The sequence below is a fragment of the Embleya hyalina genome, assembly GCF_003967355.1.
GTDB classification, from domain to species: domain Bacteria; phylum Actinomycetota; class Actinomycetes; order Streptomycetales; family Streptomycetaceae; genus Embleya; species Embleya hyalina.
In genome coordinates this window covers 1-16898 of the sequence record NZ_BIFH01000050.1, presented here as the reverse complement: position 1 = coordinate 16898, position 16898 = coordinate 1, and the positions used below count along the sequence as shown (strand labels likewise).

At 73.2% G+C, this 16898-nt stretch carries 13 protein-coding genes; 6 read left to right on the top strand and 7 right to left on the bottom strand.

From position 1 onward, the window contains the following. The first annotated feature begins 165 nt into the window (after nucleotides 1-165). Nucleotides 166-1890, top strand: a complete 1725-nt coding sequence (locus EMA17_RS45820; protein ID WP_126643161.1) for a hypothetical protein — start codon at nucleotides 166-168, stop codon at nucleotides 1888-1890. Between the two features lie 1248 nt (nucleotides 1891-3138). Here the strand turns inward: EMA17_RS45820 and EMA17_RS45815 are convergent. From EMA17_RS45815 to EMA17_RS45805, 3 genes are all read right to left on the bottom strand, one after another. Beyond that, nucleotides 3139-3465 carry a hypothetical protein gene (locus EMA17_RS45815; RefSeq protein WP_126643160.1) on the bottom strand — a complete coding sequence of 109 codons (327 nt, stop codon included), beginning with the start codon at nucleotides 3463-3465 and terminating at the stop codon, nucleotides 3139-3141. Nucleotides 3466-3473: 8 nt separating this feature from the next. Further along, nucleotides 3474-3692: a hypothetical protein gene (locus EMA17_RS45810; RefSeq protein WP_126643159.1), complete on the bottom strand. Its 219-nt coding sequence runs from the start codon at nucleotides 3690-3692 to the stop codon at nucleotides 3474-3476. 150 nt (nucleotides 3693-3842) lie between these two features. Next, on the bottom strand, nucleotides 3843-5834 hold the full coding sequence (locus EMA17_RS45805) for a pentapeptide repeat-containing protein (protein ID WP_126643158.1): 1992 nt from the start codon (nucleotides 5832-5834) through the stop codon (nucleotides 3843-3845). Nucleotides 5835-6153: 319 nt separating this feature from the next. Between EMA17_RS45805 and mobF the strand changes: the two genes are divergently transcribed. Both mobF and EMA17_RS45795 read left to right on the top strand, forming a co-directional pair. Then, on the top strand, nucleotides 6154-10068 hold the full coding sequence (gene mobF / locus EMA17_RS45800; RefSeq protein WP_218043263.1) for a MobF family relaxase: 3915 nt from the start codon (nucleotides 6154-6156) through the stop codon (nucleotides 10066-10068). 874 nt (nucleotides 10069-10942) lie between these two features. Next, nucleotides 10943-11236, top strand: a complete 294-nt coding sequence (locus EMA17_RS45795) for a hypothetical protein (protein ID WP_126643156.1) — start codon at nucleotides 10943-10945, stop codon at nucleotides 11234-11236. Nucleotides 11237-11657: 421 nt separating this feature from the next. On the opposite strand, the gene EMA17_RS45790 is transcribed toward EMA17_RS45795, so the two are convergent. After that, nucleotides 11658-11852 carry a hypothetical protein gene (locus EMA17_RS45790; RefSeq protein WP_126643155.1) on the bottom strand — a complete coding sequence of 65 codons (195 nt, stop codon included), beginning with the start codon at nucleotides 11850-11852 and terminating at the stop codon, nucleotides 11658-11660. 319 nt (nucleotides 11853-12171) lie between these two features. Between EMA17_RS45790 and EMA17_RS52315 the strand changes: the two genes are divergently transcribed. Then, nucleotides 12172-12756, top strand: a complete 585-nt coding sequence (locus EMA17_RS52315) for a hypothetical protein (protein WP_160161805.1) — start codon at nucleotides 12172-12174, stop codon at nucleotides 12754-12756. Nucleotides 12757-12963: 207 nt separating this feature from the next. Here the strand turns inward: EMA17_RS52315 and EMA17_RS45780 are convergent, their stop codons facing one another. Further along, nucleotides 12964-13278: a hypothetical protein gene (locus tag EMA17_RS45780; protein WP_126643154.1), complete on the bottom strand. Its 315-nt coding sequence runs from the start codon at nucleotides 13276-13278 to the stop codon at nucleotides 12964-12966. A 377-nt stretch (nucleotides 13279-13655) separates the two neighbouring features. Between EMA17_RS45780 and EMA17_RS45775 the strand changes: the two genes are divergently transcribed. Further along, entirely contained in the window at nucleotides 13656-13898 is a 243-nt protein-coding gene (locus tag EMA17_RS45775) for a hypothetical protein (protein WP_126643153.1), read from the top strand. Between the two features lie 303 nt (nucleotides 13899-14201). After that, on the top strand, nucleotides 14202-14579 hold the full coding sequence (locus EMA17_RS45770; RefSeq protein WP_126643152.1) for a hypothetical protein: 378 nt from the start codon (nucleotides 14202-14204) through the stop codon (nucleotides 14577-14579). 90 nt (nucleotides 14580-14669) lie between these two features. On the opposite strand, the gene EMA17_RS45765 is transcribed toward EMA17_RS45770, so the two are convergent. Beyond that, nucleotides 14670-14876 (bottom strand): hypothetical protein, encoded by a 207-nt coding sequence (locus EMA17_RS45765; protein WP_126643151.1) that lies wholly within the window; start codon nucleotides 14874-14876, stop codon nucleotides 14670-14672. A 1472-nt stretch (nucleotides 14877-16348) separates the two neighbouring features. After that, on the bottom strand, nucleotides 16349-16898 hold a 550-nt coding region (locus EMA17_RS45755; protein ID WP_148112344.1), incomplete at its 5' end, for a site-specific integrase.

Here is a 16898-nt window from a genome sequence, read left to right as displayed (position 1 = left end):
CTTACCACGAGCCCATGCACCTTCCGCGCAACCTTCGTGCAGGCCGACCGGTTGGCGGCCGGTGCCGGCCTCACGGCCGGTCGGATTCTTGGAACCGATCCGACGGCGGAACCGATCGGGTGAACCCCAACCCACGCCCACCCCGATTAGGTAACAATCGTGCCTGTGACGAAAATCGGTGCGGGGACTCCGGAGCGCGCGGCCGCCGAGGCGGGCGCGTGGCGGTGCGAGGTGTGCGGGACGACACTCGGCGGCAAGACTCGGCGTGGGCGGCCCCGCCGGCACTGCAGCGCGGCGTGCAAACAGACCGCCTACCGGCAGCGGCACGCGCCGGGCGAGCAGCAGCTGCGCGACGAGCTGGCGGTCGCGCTCGACGACGTGCGGGCAGGCCTGCGCGACGGCGCCCTGGCCGCCGACCTGTCGGGCCTGGGCCTGACCGGCGAGCAGCTGCGCGTCGCGCACCGCCAGGCGGTCGCGGCCGCCGCCGCAGTGCGCGCCCTGGCCGGCCTGCGGGCGCTCGCCCGCCTGGTCCCGCCCGACACCGACCCGGCCGAGGCCCCGCCCGTCCCGCCCGCCGTCGTCGACGTCGAGCCGGGCCCGGCGCCGGCGGCCGAGGTCGCTCCGGTACCGGTCGAGGACCCGCCACCGATGCCCGACCCGGCGCCGGCCCCGGAGCCCAACGCGCGGGCCGCGCAGCGGAAGCCCGCGGCGCGGCCCGCGCGTTCGGCTCGGAGGGAGCCGGCGTTGCCGGGGCCGGTGGAGGTGCCCGAGAACGTCGACGCCCGCCGGCGCCGCGCCGCCGAGGCGTGGAACGGCCTCAACGACCGGCAGCGGCTCTACCTCGCGACGATCTACGACGCGGACCAGGCGGCCGAGCGCAACGCGCGGGGCAGCGCGACGGATTGGGCTCCGTCCCGGCCGGCGTCGGAGTGGCGGTGGCTGCTGTACACCGTCGCGAGCGCGGACTCGGGACACACCACCATCCAGTCGACGATCTCCTACCGGGGCCACCTCGACCCCGGAGCCGGCTCCACCCTCGCCGCTCTGGCCTCGCGCGGACTGGTCGAGCGTCAGGACGACTGGATCCAGAGTCTGTTCGGCACGACCCCGTGCGTGCGGGTGCGGCTCACCCCGGCCGGGCGGGCGGCGGCCCGGGCTGGCCGGGGGATCACCGCGCCGGTCTCGCCGCCGCGCGGCCTGGTCAGCGAGTGGGTGTGGTCCACTCTGAGTGCGTTCTACCGGGCGGATTTGCTCGGCGGGTTCTCCAGCGAACGCGGCGGGCTGCGCGAGCCGAGCTGGAACGCCTGCCTGCAGCTGTACAACCGGCGGGGCGAGGAGTGGATCGAGGACGGGCCCCGGGGCACGCACCGGATCAACGACGCCGGCCGCGAACACTACGAGACGCACTGGGCCTGCTACCGCGAACTGCATCCCGGCGTCGACGCTCCCGAGCCGGCCCACCGCCTCGACGGCGCCCACACCGGCCTGGTCGACCACAAGGCCCCGCCGCGCCCGCGCGGACTGCTCGGCCGCACCGCGTGGCGGGCGCTGGACCACCTGGTGGGCTGCCACGCGGCCGGTGAGAACCATCTGCGCTATTACCTGTTCGGCAGCCACCGGGACGAGACGCGCCCGCCCGCGATCGCGGACCTGCCCCACGGGTCGAGCCGCGCCGCGCTCGCCCACGTCGCCCGGTCGGCCGGCGCGCTGGACCGGTTGCTCGACCACCGCGGCGTCGCGCTGGCCGCCGAGCGGGAGGTCACCGACCTCAACGGCCGCCGATACAGCGTCGACGACGGGGCACGGCTGTGGATCGTGTGGCCCACCGAGGAGGGCCTGGCCCACCACGCCGAGCACGCCGAGACCTACCGCGAGCTGTACGCCGACTGACGAGGGGTTCGAGAGTGGCCGACGCGTATCTGCTGGACGGACGAGCACCGGTGTACGGGCCCGTGTGGGGCCGCCCCGGGGGCCGACTCCACCGCGCGGTGGTGTTGAAGGGCAGGTCCCTACCCAGCGCGGGATGCAGCCGGCCCGGACGCCTGGACCGGGAGCACCTGGTCCTCGAAGTCGACGCCGACGAGTCCCGGCTGTGCCGCCGCAGCGGGTGTGCTGGCGGCAGGCTGAGGTGACAGGTCGGCATCGGTCCGCACCGGTGCTCGTGCCACAGGCGCGGCCCCGCAGGGATAGGTCCTAGGTCCTAGGTCCTAGGTCCAGGCGCCCCATCCCCGCGAGGCCTCCACGAGCCCTCGGCGAGGCCTCGCCGAGGGCTCGACGAATGCGGCCCGACCAGCAAGAACACCGGACAGGCGGCAAATTCGACGAGCCCTCGCAGAAAGTCGGCGAGCCCTCGCCGAGGCCTCGCCGAGTCCTCGACGAACGCTCGCCGAAGGTCCGGCGACGGCTCGCACAGCAAGCTGTCCCTTCGGAAACTCCACGCCACGCAAAGCGGGCGAGGAGTGTCCGAAGGAGGCCGTGCCGGGGGCAGCGCGGCGGCCGCCCGAAGGCGCGGACGAGCCCGCCACCCCCGGGGCGTGCCTGCCCAAAGCAATGCAGCCCGCCGGCGTGCATTGCATTGGGCATAACTTGCTCGGCCGACGTCGGCCGCCCCCGAGAGCATTGCTCTCGGGACAACTTGCTGCGCGACGCGCCGGCTAGTTGTTCCGCCCGCTGCTGCCGCGTCCCAGACTCCGGCGACTCGTTGGTTCGGGCGCCGGTGGAGCCGTCTCGGCTGGCCGGATGCCCGCCAGGTGCTCGAACGGACCGGGGCGCCGATGGTCCCCGCGGTCGATCGGATCGCCGTCCGGCGGCGCGGCCGGTCCTCGTCCGAGTCGCCGTCGTCCCGCGTCGTCGACCATCGACCCCAACCCCTCGACCGCACCGGTGCGTACCCCCGGATCATCGCGCACCCCACCGCACCCGGTGACCGCACCGACCGCACCGACCGACCGCACCGTGCGGTCGCCACCGCACCGACCGGGTCACCCACCGCCCACCCGGTCGGCGCGGTCACCGGTCCGACCTGCAGCGCACCGGTGCGCTGCCCACCGCACCGTGCGGTCACCGGCGCACCGCACCGTGCGGTGCGCCGGCCGGTCGTGTGCGTCACGGGTGCGCGTAGGGGCTCGGTCGGCCAGGTCACCCGTCACGGGTGCGCGTAGGGACTCCGTGGCCGTGCCGAGCCCGGTAGGCCGCGGATCGACACGCGTCCCGGTCGTACACCGCGTCCCGCCGACGAGGGTGGCCCAGGATGAACAGCCGACCGCACACCGGGCACCGCACCGCCACGCGGTCGCGTTCGCCGCCGGTCAGTGCGGCGTGGATCGCGGCGTACTCGTCGAACGCCCGGCGCCGACGCCGCGCCCTGGCCGCGCACGCGGCCGAGCAGAACACCGCGTCCGACCGCGCCCCGACCGGCAGCCGTTCGTCGCACTGCACGCATCGGCGCGGCGAGGCGGACGTCACGGCCGTGGTCACCTCCGCCCCGAGCCCCCGGTGCCCGACTCGTTCGACGCGGCCGCCGACTGCGCGCGCGGCGCGAAGTCGGTCTCGGCCGACCGGCTGCTCGGGTTCTTCGCCGACGAGGACTGGATCCGGGACGCGGCCGCCGACGTCATCGGCGTGTGCCCGCCGGACCGGCCGTGCCCGCCGCCACCCTTGTGGCCGCCTTTTCCGCTGCTCGACTTGCCCATGGCGATCACCTCTACGACCATCCTCCGACCGCCCGTACACCCCCGCATCCCGGCCCGCCGACACGCGGCCACGGCCCTACCACCGGCACCACGGGTGTTGTCGGACATGAACTTGTCAGTGCCTTCCGCCATGACCAGATGTCAGTGGTTTCAGCGTTTGACGCGGCCTCGGATGGCGAGGGCTGCGAGGCCGAGGAGGACGGGTTCGAGGAAGCGGGACGTCATCTCGATGTAGGTGCCTGCGGTGGTGAGGTTTTGGCCGCTGGAGCGGAAGACGACGGAGTTGAGGACGACGCGGGTGGCCTTCTCGGCGCGTATGCCGGTCAGGTGGTCGTGGGTGGTGCCGGTGAGGGTGGGGTCGCCGGTATCGACGGTCAGGTCCACCGCTTGTCCCGCGGCGGGGAGCGTGCCTGTCACCTTCGGTTTCGGGTCGCTGGTGGGCAGACCCCACAGCATCATGGCGAGAACGGTGGTGGTCATGGCGAGGCCGAGCCAGGCGAGAGCGCGGGAGGCGCGCAGGCCGTAGCCGGACAGGGCCCAATAGGCGGTGAGGAGTCCTCGTTCGGCGCGGGAGCGGCCGGGGCGGCGGTCGAGGCGGCGCATTTCCATTTCGCCCATGTAGAAGTCGGCGGCGCCGGGTTCGTCCTTGCCGTCCTCGAAGGTTTTGCGGAGTTGGCGGTACAGCGCGGCGAGCGCGGCCGGCCCCGGGATGGTGGGCGCGGAGCCGGTGGGGTGCGGTGGGGCGGGGGTCCAGCCGGCGCGTTGTCGCGGGCGGCGGCCGGGCAAGGGCAGGGCGCGCCAGTGGTGTTCCTCGGCAAGGACCAGGCGGCCGGTCCAGCGTAGGGGTACTCCGCGGAGTGGGTCGGTTCCGGTGGGTGTGCGGGCGAAGCGGGTGTCGCCCTCCAGACGGAGTTGGTCGAGGTGGAACGCGCCGAGGAATCGGCAGGTGGTGAGGTCGGTGTCGGTCAGGACCAGGTGCGCGGCGTCGACACCGCCGATGGTCTCCACCCGCACCGGGTCGGTCTCGCCGGCGGCCGAGACGACGGCCAAGGGGAAGTTGAGGACCGCGCCGTTCATGTCGAGAGTGGCATGCCACAGGCGCAACGTCGCGGTCGCCTCCCACCGCGTCCGCACACACCACATCCTCGCGGCCGCGGCCTCGATCACCACCGGGGCGGCGAACACGGCTCCCGACAGATCCAACACCCCCCAACACCACAACGGCCCCAACACCGACGCAGACTCGAACCGGACACCCCGGAAACCGGCATCCCCGCCCACCACCACATAGCCGAACCCGGCGTTGGTGGAGAACGTCGCGTGTTCGAACCGGGCGTGGGCGGAGAACGTCACGTGGTCGAACCGGGCGTCGGCGGAGAACGTCGCGTGGTTGAACCAGGCGTGGGTGAAGAACGTCGCGTAGTTGAACCGGGCATGGGCGGAAAACGCCGCGCTGTCGAATCGAGCGTCGGCGGCGAATATCGCGCCGTCGAACCCGGCCTCGGCGGAGAAGGTCGCTTTATCGAACCGGGCGTGGGCGGAGAACGTCGCGCCGCCGAACCCGGCGTTGGCGGAGAACGTCGCGTGTTCGAACCGGGCGTTGGTGGAGAACGTCGCGCTGCCGAACCCGGCGTTGGCGGAGAACGTCGCCCTGTCGAAGCGGGCGTGGGCGGAGAAGGTCGCCCTGTCGAACCGGGCGTTGGCGGAGAACGTCGCGTGGTCGAACCGGACGTTGGCGGAGAACGTCGCGCCGCCGAACCCGGCGTAGGCGGAGAACGTCGCGCGGTCGAACCGGGCGTCGGCGGAGAACGTCGCCCTGTCGAAGCGGGCGTGGGCGGAGAACGTCGCGTGGTCGAACCGGGCGTTGCCGAGGTGCGGCCGGTAGGTGGTCGGGTCGCGGAGCGCGGCGAGAAGTTCGATCAGCAGGGGTTCGTCGAAGGTGGTACCGCGGTGGTCGACGTCGGAGCCGGGAGTCACGGTCGCGAGGTATGTGGCCCGGTCGGCGGTGTTGAGGTGGGCGAGGCATCGTGTGTGCCCGGTGACGTGGATGCCTCGGCAGCCGACCGGGTCGCCCGGGGTGGCTCCCTCGGCGCAGTGCGGCCACGGTGGGGGTGTGGGCGAAGGTGCCAGGGGCGACGTCATGCCGTCGAGGACGACCCGGAGTGAGCCGCCGGTTGCGGAAAGACGACCGACTGGCCGCCTTCTACAGCCTCGACCTCCGCGAGCTACCGCTCACCGACCGCAGCCGCTGGCCACGGCACCGCCGCTGACAAACCTCATGGCGGAACCGCTGACACCGACTGGCAAAACCCGCAGACGTTTTCATGGCCGACGACAACACCATAGGATCGACCCACGTCGCGCATCAAGATCAACATCGGTAAGTACCAAGGCATCTCGCGATGCGCAATGCGCGCCGGGTGACGAATCGGGGCGAAGCGACCGGTCGGGGGTGGTGGGGATGGCATGGGTGACCGCCATCGGCCCCGACATGGCCCAGGTCGACTACCGCCTCACCGCCGAGTGCGGATGCGACCAGGACGCCCCCGTCGCGTACCGCACCGCCGGCGCGGCCGGCGACCTCATCTGGTTCGGCAAGGGCTTGGCCGAGGTCGGCATCGAGGCCCGCAGCCAGGTCGATCCGGACGCCGCGCGGCTGCTGATGTCGGGCAAGGACCCCCGCGACGGCACCGTGCTCCTGGCCCCGAAGATGGCCGTCGACCCGGCCGGCAAGCTCGCGCCCGGACCGCTGCTGCAGGCGGTCCGGGCGGCCGCCGCCGAGGCGGGCGTGCCGCTGGTCGAGGTGCTGGGCGACCCGCGCCTGGTCGAGCGGGTGGAACGGGCCGAACGCGGCATCAACGGCCGCAAGGGCGATGCCTACCGGGTGCCGGTGAAGGACCTGGAGAAGATCGCGGCGGCGGCTGCACACGCCACCGGCACCACGCTGGACGACCTGTATCCGGCGGACGAGCTGGCGACCGCGCGCGAGCACGCCGGTGCCCGGGTCCGCATCGGCAACCGCGGCGCCGACCTCGTCCTGGACCTGCCGAAGTCGTTCAGCGCGGCCGTGGCCCTCGCCCCCGACGACCTGGCCGACGCGCTGGAGCGGACGTTCCTGGAGGCCGCATGGGAGGCCGGGACGGCCGTGGAGTCGTGGGTCGGGTACACCCTCAGCGGCCACAGCGGCGACGGCCACACCCCGGACCGGGTTGAGTCCTCGGGCCTGCTCGGGTGGATGACGGTGCACCGCTCCGCCCGCCCGATCGGCACGACCGCCGGGGATCCGCACCTGCACGTCCACCTGAACCTGGCGTCGATGGTCCGCTCCGTCGACGGCAAATGGCGCGTCTTCGGCTCCGGCGGCCGCGACTTGTACCGGCACGCCCGCGCGGCCGACAGCCTGGTCAAGGCCCGCCTGCGCACCCTCACCCGCGAACGCTTCGGCATGCGGTGGGAGCGGGACGCGACGACCGGAGCGTGGGAGGTCGTCGGCATCGACCGGGCGGTACGCACCGCGTTCAGCCGCCGCTCGATCGACGCGGTCAAGGAAGCCGGGAAGGACGCCTCGACCGCGCAGAAGAAGCTCGCCGCAGCACGGGGCCGGGAAGCCAAGCTCGACGAGACGGCCGAGCGGGACGTCCGCGCCGAGTGGCGCGAGCGCGCCGCCGCCCTGGTCGACGTCGACGAGATGATCCGCGCCGCCATTCCGCGCGGACCCGACGGCCCCGCACCGGCCGGGTACGGGACGCCGCCGCCGATCCTGCCGACGCCGACCGAGATCGCCGCGATCGTCCTGGACCCGGAGAACGGCCTGACCGCGCACCGCAAATCGTTCACGCGCGCGGACCTGTTGGCGTCGGTGATCGACGCGATCCCCGTCGGCCTGGTCGACGTCGCCCAGGCCGAGGACCTGGTCGACGCGGTGCTGCGAGAGCCGGGCCTGTACGCCGCGGTGCGCCTGCCCGACGAGGGTACGACCCGCCTGACCCACGCCGACCGGTACACCACCGCCGACATCCTCGCCGCCGAGCAGACCGTCATCGACCACACCATCGCCGGCTGCCTGGGCGAGCGGTTTGCGCAGGTCGACCCGGACGCGGCCGCCGCCGCCCTGGGCGTGGCCGAGGTCGCCCAGGGTTGGGAGTACTCCCCCGAACAAGTCGAAGCGTTGGACCGGCTGTTGGTCGGCGGGAACGCGATCGACGCCGTCGCCGGCGCCGCCAGCGCGGGCAAGACCACGCTCATGACGGCCGCCCGCGCGGCGTGGGAGACACGCGGACTGGTCGTGCGCGGCGCCAGCACCGCCGCAGTCGCCTCGGAGAACCTTTACTCCGAGGCCGGGATCGCCTCCCGCAACCTCGCCCAGTGGGCGATGGCCATGGACGCCGGTGACGCGTTCGACGGCGTCGACGTCCTGGTCGTCGACGAGGCCGCGATGTCCGACGACCGCATGCTCGCCCGCCTGTGCGTCGAGGCCGCCCGCTCCCACACGAAAATCGCCCTCGTGGGCGACCCGCTGCAGCTGCGCGCGATCGGCGTCGGCGGCCTGTTCGCCGAGGTTCACCGCCTCACCGCAGGCCCCTCGCTCGCCGAGAACCGCCGCCAACGCGACCCGGCCGAACGCGACGCGTTGGCCGCGTGGCGCGAGGGCGACCGGCACGGCGCCCTGCACACCCTCGCCGCCGCCAGCCGCATCCACGCCACCGACCTGCCCGAGCAGGCCCACGCCGAGATGGTCACCGCGTGGGCCGACGCCAGGACCGAGTACATCGACACCGACCCGCACGAACGCATCGCTCGGGTGCTGATGCTCGCCGCCCGCAACACCGACACCGAAAAACTCAACGCCCTCGCCCGCAAACACGCCCGCACCAGCGGTGAACTGGCCGGGCCCGACGTGCGGTACCGCCGCGCGGACGGCGACGACCTGGTCCTCGCCGTGGGCGACGTCGTCCGCGTGCGCCGCAACACCTGGTCGCGCGGAGCCGGCCCCGACGTCCTCAACGGCTACCGGGGCATCGTCCTGGCCCAGGACGAGCGGGGTGTGCGGATCGAGTGGCGGCGCGACGGCGCCGACGGCCCCGTCCTGTCCCGGGCGTGGATCGCCCCCGCGCGGATCGCCCGCGGCGACCTGTCCCACGGCTACGCGATGACCATCGCCGCCGCCCAGGGCCTGACCTGCGACCGCGCCGTCACCTACGGCGTGGACGCCGACGCCCACACCCTCTACCCGGGCATCACTCGGGCCCGCGAGCGCACCGACACCTGGCTCGCCCTGACCCCGCTGGAGGACGACACCACCCGGGCCCGCCTCGGTGCCCCGCGCGGCGACGCGGAGCGCCTGGTGCGCGCCGTCGACGCCTGCGTCGACCGGATCGCCCACGACCGACCCGACACCCTCGCCACCCACGAACTCCAGGAACCCGCCGCGCCGGCACCGGCGCCGGCGGTGGACCGGCTCGCCCGCGCCCGCGCGACCCTGGCCCGCCTCGCCGCCGACCGCGAACGCGCCGACCTTCTCGCCGCGATGCGCACCCGCCCGTTCGGCCGCCGCGCCACCGACGTGCTCATCCCGCACGCGCAGCAGCACGAGGCCCGCGCCGCCCGCACCGAACACGACGCGCACGAGCGGGTCCTGGCGGCCGACGCCGGCCTGCGCACCGCCGAGGCCGGGCAGGGTCCGGCCGTGCGCCGCCTTGAGGAGCGGTACCGCACGACCGCGACCGCCGCCGACCACCTCGACCGCGCCGACCACCACCAGGCGTGGGCCGACGAGCACCGCCGCCGCGCGGACGACGCCCGCGCCCGGTTGCGCGAGCTGGAACGCCTCGGTCGGCTCGGCAGGATCGGGCTGTGGCACGCCGGCCTCACCCGCGCGCAGGTCGCCGCCGGCATCGAGGCCGTGCGCGCCGAGGTCGACCAGGCCGACCACGCCGCGGGCATCGAACACGGCCACCGGGCCCGCGAGATCGGCGACTCCCACCGCCTGGTCCCGGCCACGATCGACGCCCGCGCCGAGCTGGCGACGCTGCACCGCGACTGGCCGCACCTGCACGCCGACGCCCTCGCCGCCGACACCACCACCGCACACCACGCGGTCGCCCGCGCGGCCGCCGGCGCCGAGACCGCCCGCACCGAGGCGCAGGCCGACCTCGACCGCGCCCGAGGCCTGCGCGAAGAGGCCGCGCTGCGCGCCGACATGCCCGCGGAGCGGTCCGCCGCCGAGGACGCCCTCCGCGTCGACCTCGACCGCGAACGCCGCGAGCAGCAGGTCCGCCGGCAGCGTGCGGAACGCGAACGCCAACAACAGCAGCAGCGGCATCGGCGGCCGCCGACGCCCGCCGGGCCAGCGCCGGGGCACGGGTTCTCCCTGTAGTCGAGGGGTGCCGGGGCGGCCCGCCCCGGCCGACACCCCCTCCAGGGGAAGTAGTCAGCAGCGTGACCGACCCTGGACAAGGGGCTTGACCAGCCTGTTTCCCGGCCGCGGACGGACGAGGCAGGCAACAGGAAAAGCAACCTGAAAGGCAACAGGAACGGCAACAGGAAAAGCAACGTGAAAAGCAATACGAAGGGCAACCTCCGCCGGCGCAGGGTGGATTGGGTTGTTCACGTGACTGAACCCATATACAGACTGCGCATCCCGGGGGGTGCATAAAGCCCGCCGACCTGCGATCCGGCCAGCGCCTGGGGCGTCGTCTCCAAGCACGACGGGGCAGGCGACACCCGTAACGACGGGGCAGGCGACGCCCTGAACGACTGCGGCCCGAACAGCCCAACAACGCGCATGTGCCGGTCGGGGGCCGGGTATCGGGGCGCGGTCCGGGTCGGCAGCGTCTTCGCGTGTCCCCCTGTGTTGCGCGCGGCGGGTGGCGCATCCGACCCGGACCACGAACGCGGTTACCACGTCGGCGCCGTGGAAAAGCGTGTCCCGACTTGCGGGCGGCGCGGACCGAACATACCGTCGTGTTGGCTGGCGATCTTCTCGCCCGCAACTCCGAGGCTCGAACCACCGGTTCGGGCCTTTCTTCATGCCCGCAGCCGAGAGCGCGACGTTGACGCGACGACCGCTCGGGTCCGGCCGAAGCCGCTCGCCCCCCGCGACGCGCTCGGACGCTCGCCGCCCCACCACCTCTGCCACCACCGGGACACCCCGGTTGCCCAGATCGGCGGCGAGGTTGCCGCCATGCCCGAAAGGCGGCCCAGTGCAGGCCCCCAACCCCATTCCACCTCTCGGCCTCGGAGTCGGCTCGGTGCTCGCAGTACTCGTCGACGCGCCGGCCTGGATCGTCGCGGCCTTCTTCCTCCTGGCCGTCCTGTGGATCCTCGTCGCGGCCATTCCGGCCCTTACCGCGTGGTCCCGCACCCGGAACCTCTGCGCGGATCGCCGACGTCACTTCACCGCGCTGGAGAACGCCGCCAGTTCCCTCAGCGCACAGGAACGCACCGCCGCGATCACCGAGGCGATGCGGATACAGGACGCCCCCGAACCACCCGCGCCGGAGTCGCCACCGCCGACTCCGGGCGACCAGAGCAACACCCCTTAGAAGCGCGCTCGATGCGATGCGCGTTGGCGCGTCACCGAGGGCGGCCCGTAGCGCCTTCCGCGGCCGGCGCTGTGTGTTCGCCTACGGCGCCATGCCACCTTCGGCGGCATCGGGGCCTCTCCCGCCGGCCCCGATCCCCGGCGTGTCCGCACCGGCCGCCCGGGCCCGCGTCGGTGGGCACCGTCGGGCGACGCCGGTCCAGGCCGCCGCCTCTGCTCGCCCGCGTTCGCCGGCGCCGTGAGGTGGGACCAATGGGACCGACCGACGCGCGCCCGCGTGCGCGTGCCAGGTCCCACCCGTTTGTGTCCCGCCCTCACCGGATCCGCCCCACGCGGCCCCTACCAGCATGTTCGCCCGCGTTCGGACGGTGCGGGGTGCCGCCAGGCCGGTACCGGAGGTGGGACCGCGGGGACCGGTCGGGTCAGTCGTGGCCGGCTTCGACGCGAAGTTCGGCGATCTCGCGGTGTGCGGCCGCGAGATCGGCGGCCAGGCGCCGTGTGCCCTCGGCGACACCGGCCTCCCACGCCTGCCGCACCAGCGCCTCGGCGGCCGCCTGGTCCAGGCCGGTCGCCGCCATCACACGGTGGGTCAGGGTCACGATCGGATGCTCGTCCATGCCTCCAGCACACCCCGCCGGCCGGCACCCCGCACGACGAGAAACCGTCACACCCGGCGCCGTGACGAAAAGGGGCGGTGCGCCGCCGGCCGACACACGGCGGGTCCGGTCCCGGCGGTGTGGGTGCCGGGAGCAGCGGCGTCCTACAGTGAGGGTCGGCCGCCTCGCGTCGGCCCGACTCCGAGCCGTATCGCGCCCACGCCGCGAACGGCGCCGAGGACAAGGGGTAGTGCCTCACGCCGGTATCCGTCTGTCCGTGGCCACGTGCCCGCGGCGGCAACGCGTGGGGTCGCCGCCGTCCCCGGGACTCGGGAGAGACGTGACCAGCGACAAGCACCGCAAGAAGGCCGCCCGCGAACTGGCCACCGCCGACGGCATCTCGTACACCGCCGCCCGCCGGCGCCTGACCACCGACACCACCGACGATCCCCTCGGGCCCGCGATGCTGGCCGGGCTGGTCGCCCGCTGCCGTGCCGAGTTCACCGCCGAGCAGTTCGCCGACCGGCTGCAGCGCGGCGGCCCCAAGTACGCCGCATACCTCGTCGCCGGCCACCAGGCCGCGATCGAGGCCTTGGAGTACGCCCTGGGACACGGGGTGGACGCGGTCGACGACGGGCTCGCGGCCGTCGCCGCCAGCAAGGGGGTGCCGATCACCCCGGCCGTCCTCGCCGAGGCCCTGCGCCGGGTCCGCGACCACAGCCTCCTCTTCTACGACGGGTCGTCCGTCGCCGAGGCCGCCTACTGGGTCGCGGACCGCTACTGGATGCACAAGTGGAACGACGCCCTGGACCGATCGGGCCCCGGGGAGTACGACAGGGTCGTCGGGCCGAACGTCTACCGGCGGATGGCAGTGCACGAGTGGATGGCGCCCGGCCACGACTTCGGCCCCGTGCCCCGGCCGTGATCGAGCCCGCTTTCCGACCCGGGTTGTGAGACTTGTGAGACCACCCTCGCGCGCGTACGCGCGCGAGGGCCCGAACCCGCCCCACCAGGGGTGATGCGAACGAGCCCCTCCTTTGGTCAAGTTCCGGATCTTGACTAAAGGAGGGTCGTCGCCTGTACGGATCGCGGCGCGGCCGCACAGGCGCGAGCCGGCCCACGCCCGACGCGTCTACTCGTCGTCCAGGCCCTCGTGCAGCAGGAACGCGGCGGTGGTGCTCAGGCCGCTCAGAAGGTCCCGCATGCCAGCCACGCCCTTCCACGCGGAATCCAGCGCAGGGTTCAGCCCGGCCGCCTTGGCCTCCTCCCACAACGCGTCCACGTAGGAGGCGAGTTCGTGCCGAGCCAGGAGCTGGGCATCGCGCTCGTCGGCGGTCAACGTCAGGAACCGCGCCCGATCCCGCTCGGTGAACGCGTCGGCCAACGCCATCGCCGCGTGCTGCGCGTCGGGAAAGGCGTCCGTCCCGCGGGTGTTCGTGAAAGTCATGCCCGGCACGCTACGGCCGCCGTCGACCGGCGGTGACGGGGTTTTCGGAATATTCGGACCGCTCTACGCGCGCGCCCGCGCGCGTACGTAGAGCTGTAGGTCCGGGTGTAGGTCCGCCCCCACGGCCCGACCTACAGGCCCGACGCCGTTGCCGCCCAGCTCGTCTCCACGATCCGGCGCCGATGTCCGGTCCGATTAAGGGGGTGGGCGCCGGCCGGCGAAGGGTGCGGGGCGAACCGCGCCGTGTCACCCGGAAGGCGCATGCCGCCGTCGGACCCGCGCTCGTTGTCGACGTCGGGGGATTCATGTGGAGCCTGGGAGAACCGGCACCGATGTTGAAGAAGACGAACCCGACCACCAGGACCTAGGCGGCGACCGTGCACGGCGAGGACTACTCGGCTCTCTTCCAGGTCTTTCGCGGCACGGGAGTCATCAACCGCGAGGGCTTCTACCTGCCGACCTACGACCCGGAGACCGGCACACCCAACGGCCGGATCGAGGCCCGCGCGTTCGCCCACGAGATTCTGAACGTGCTGGGCCGCTGCGGAGAAGAGGAGGGCACCTGTCCCCTCCCGTCCTGTGCGCCCGAGGACGACGACGAACCCGAACGCATCGCGTAAGTCGTTGACGCCGGCTCCGGGCGAGGGCGTGCGCTTAGCCGTGTTCACACGTTCTGTGCGTGTGTATCGAAGGCGCACACACAGAACGTGCGCACGCACAAGACCGCACACACGCACGGCCGTGTGTGCGTCACCGGCGTGTGCGTGCGTCGTTGTGCGTGTGTGCGGTCGGTCCGTTCCCCGTGGCCGGCGCCGTGTGCCCGACGGCCCATCCCCCGAGGTCGTCGGGCCGCTTCCCCTCCCCGGCCGGGCCCGAACGGGTGGCCTGACCCGGGCAGTCGAACGAGCGAGCGGAGAACCGCGATGACCACCACCGACGCCACCCTGTCCGATCCGGCGAGCATCCTCCTGCAGCACGTCGGCAACGAGGCCGTCCACGCCGCCGTGGGCCTGCTCGCCGGCCACCGGAAGGGCTTTTGGCTGCGGGAGTTGCTGGACCGGGACGGCGCCCTGGCCTCCGCGGTAACGCGGGACGACCAAGGCCGGCCGTGGGTCGAGTGGGACACGGTCGGCGAGCTGATCGACCGGGGACTGCCGCAGTCCACCAGCGAGGTGGCCGTACTGGCCGTGGCGGCGTCGATCGGCAGCACCCGCTATCGGGTGAACCTGTGGCAGGCGGTCCGGGCCGTCTCCGACCGGGACATGAAGGCGATTCTCGCCACGCTGTCCAAGGGGTGGTGAGTCGGCTCGTCGGCGACCGCGCCCTCTCCGGCCGGCCCACACGGGCCTGGAGGCATTCCTGGTCGGGAACGCCGCCGGGCCCGTGTGGGACTACTTCGCGATGCTCGCGACGGTGGGGACGGTGTCGGTCACCAGGTGGTGGCCGGCCTCCTCACCGATGCCCATCAGCACGGCCAGGAGCAGGGTGGCGAGCGCGGTGTACGCGCGTCGGCGCCACCTGCTTCGGGACGGCCGGCTGACCGGCGGTGGGTCGGCGTGACAGCATGGGGGCGGTTCGTCGGTGATGGTGGGCGGCAACGCTGCCTCCTCGATCGGACGGATCTGCGATATGGCGGCTCCCGGCTGGCACCGGGGGCCGTCGCCGTTTTCCGACGGCGGCCCGATGAGCTCGACAGCAGACTAGGCCGGCCGCGCGCGTGCGATCACCGCATCCCGCACCCTCTGTGGACCACCGATCAGGGTTGAACGCGTCCGCCGTGGAGTTGAACATTCGCCCACTGGCGTTGAAAGCCGGCCCGCCCTGTCCATGGTCGGAGGACGCCGCAGGGGCGCGACCTGCGGCGGACGCTCACGCCGCGCGTTCAATCCTGGACAGGCGATCGTGGCCTTCCCGGTCGAAACACCCAGGTCGAGGGGCGAACGCGCCTGTGGACAACGCCCGTCGAAGTCACTCGAAAAGACATCACATTTGTATGCAGGAACTCGTGGATCAGGCCGAAGGAGCCGGCTCCGCGTCCGTCGCCGGGTGCCGTCGCCACGCATACATCGGTCCCCGCGTGGCTGATGTACACGTCGTCCGCCATGTCGCCGTCGGAGGCGATCGCGTAGAAGGTGTGGTCGAACGGCGAGGCGCCCGGGACGTCGGGACCCGACGGGTCGTTGCCGCCGAGTCGTGCCAACCCTGTTGGCATCACGTCGGATAACCTCCCCCTACCCAACGCGACAAACCGGACGCGTCACCACCCGAGGGCGACACACGTCCTCGAAGGCGGCCCCGAGCCGGCCGACCCGTGTGGCGAACTCCTGACACGGTGGGCCGCCCGGCACGCGTCGATGTCGCCCGCCGCCTGGTCGAGACTGAGGACCCGGCCGACCGCCGTCGCCGAGGCGATCGTCTCGGCCAACACGACGGACACCTACGCCAAGGCGTGGCGGGTGTGGGAACGGTTCACCGCGGCTCAGGGCCTGCCCACCGCTTTCTCGGCGATTCGCAGTGGTACCGGCCATGCCGACCCCGGTTGTTCCACGGGTCGCCGTGGGGCCCGCCCCCACGCGATGGGCCCCGCGGCAACCCACACGCCCGGATCCTCGCGGGAGGTACACGCGAGGACCGAACGCCGACCCGGCACGGGCACCACCCCGTGCCGGCCCCTATCCCTTCCCCGGGCCCAACGACACGGATGGCCCCGGGCATCGGGCGCCGGCGCCGATTCACCCGAAAGCGGCCGGCCCGCTGGCACACCGGTTCCTCCACGGGCAGGCCGCCGGCGCCGCGACCCGGCATCGCCGAACTCGTCGACCACACCCGCCCGGACGAAATCTGGCGTCGGTCCTGCTGATGTCCTGTCTCACGCGACGTTCCCGCTGTCCCGCCCGATCTTGTGCGACTCGCGCGCGAGCGAGAAGTCGACTGAAGACTTCGTCGGCGCGGTCACCACCATCTACGCCGCCGTTGCCAAGGCCACCCTCGACGCTGCGTCCCGAACCCGGAAACAGCGGCAGGACCAGCGGTGACCGCTGGGCTCGGTACCGACGGCCCGCGGACGGCCCTACAGCCCGATGTCCTCGGTGGCGGCGTCCTCCCACATCTCGCCTTCCTCGACGTAGGACCAGAACACCGGCGAGTTCGCGGCGTGTCCGGACTGTTTGCGCAGCTTCTCGGGCTTCTTGCCGCGCTTGCGGCCGGTGGTGATCAGTCCGCGCCGGGCGGAGTGGCCGGTCAACTTCACGTCCAAGCCCGCGCGTTCGGCGGCGCGGGTGATGGCGATGCGACAGCCGTCCGGGGACAGGGGGCCGGCGCCGACGCGGCCGACCTGGTCGACCGCGCGGAACGCGGGGCCGTCGACGAGATCGGCGGCGGCCTGCCAGGCGAGCCAGCAACGCACCGGGCAGGTGAGCGGGTTGGCGCCGTGGTGGACCGCCACGTCGCGGGCGGGCCGGCCCTTCACCGAGGGCACGTGCACCTCCAGGCCCTCGGCGACCCGGCGGATGCCGGCGACGGTGAGCGCGGAGACCTCGGAGGAGCGGCCGGCGATCGCGAACGCCATCGCGGCGATGGCGCGGTCGCGCTGCAGGCTGATCTCCGGCAGCGTGCGCGGC

Bases quoted from the DNA above. Each gene is read 5' to 3' on its own strand.
- EMA17_RS45810 (WP_126643159.1), bottom strand. From the start codon at position 3,692: ATGGGCAAGTCGAGCAGCGGAAAAGGCGGCCACAAGGGTGGCGGCGGG.
- EMA17_RS45805 (WP_126643158.1), bottom strand. From the start codon at position 5,834: ATGACGTCGCCCCTGGCACCTTCGCCCACACCCCCACCGTGGCCGCAC.
- mobF (WP_218043263.1), top strand. From the start codon at position 6,154: ATGGCATGGGTGACCGCCATCGGCCCCGACATGGCCCAGGTCGACTAC.
- EMA17_RS45790 (WP_126643155.1), bottom strand. From the start codon at position 11,852: ATGGACGAGCATCCGATCGTGACCCTGACCCACCGTGTGATGGCGGCG.
- EMA17_RS45780 (WP_126643154.1), bottom strand. From the start codon at position 13,278: ATGACTTTCACGAACACCCGCGGGACGGACGCCTTTCCCGACGCGCAG.
- EMA17_RS45770 (WP_126643152.1), top strand. From the start codon at position 14,202: ATGACCACCACCGACGCCACCCTGTCCGATCCGGCGAGCATCCTCCTG.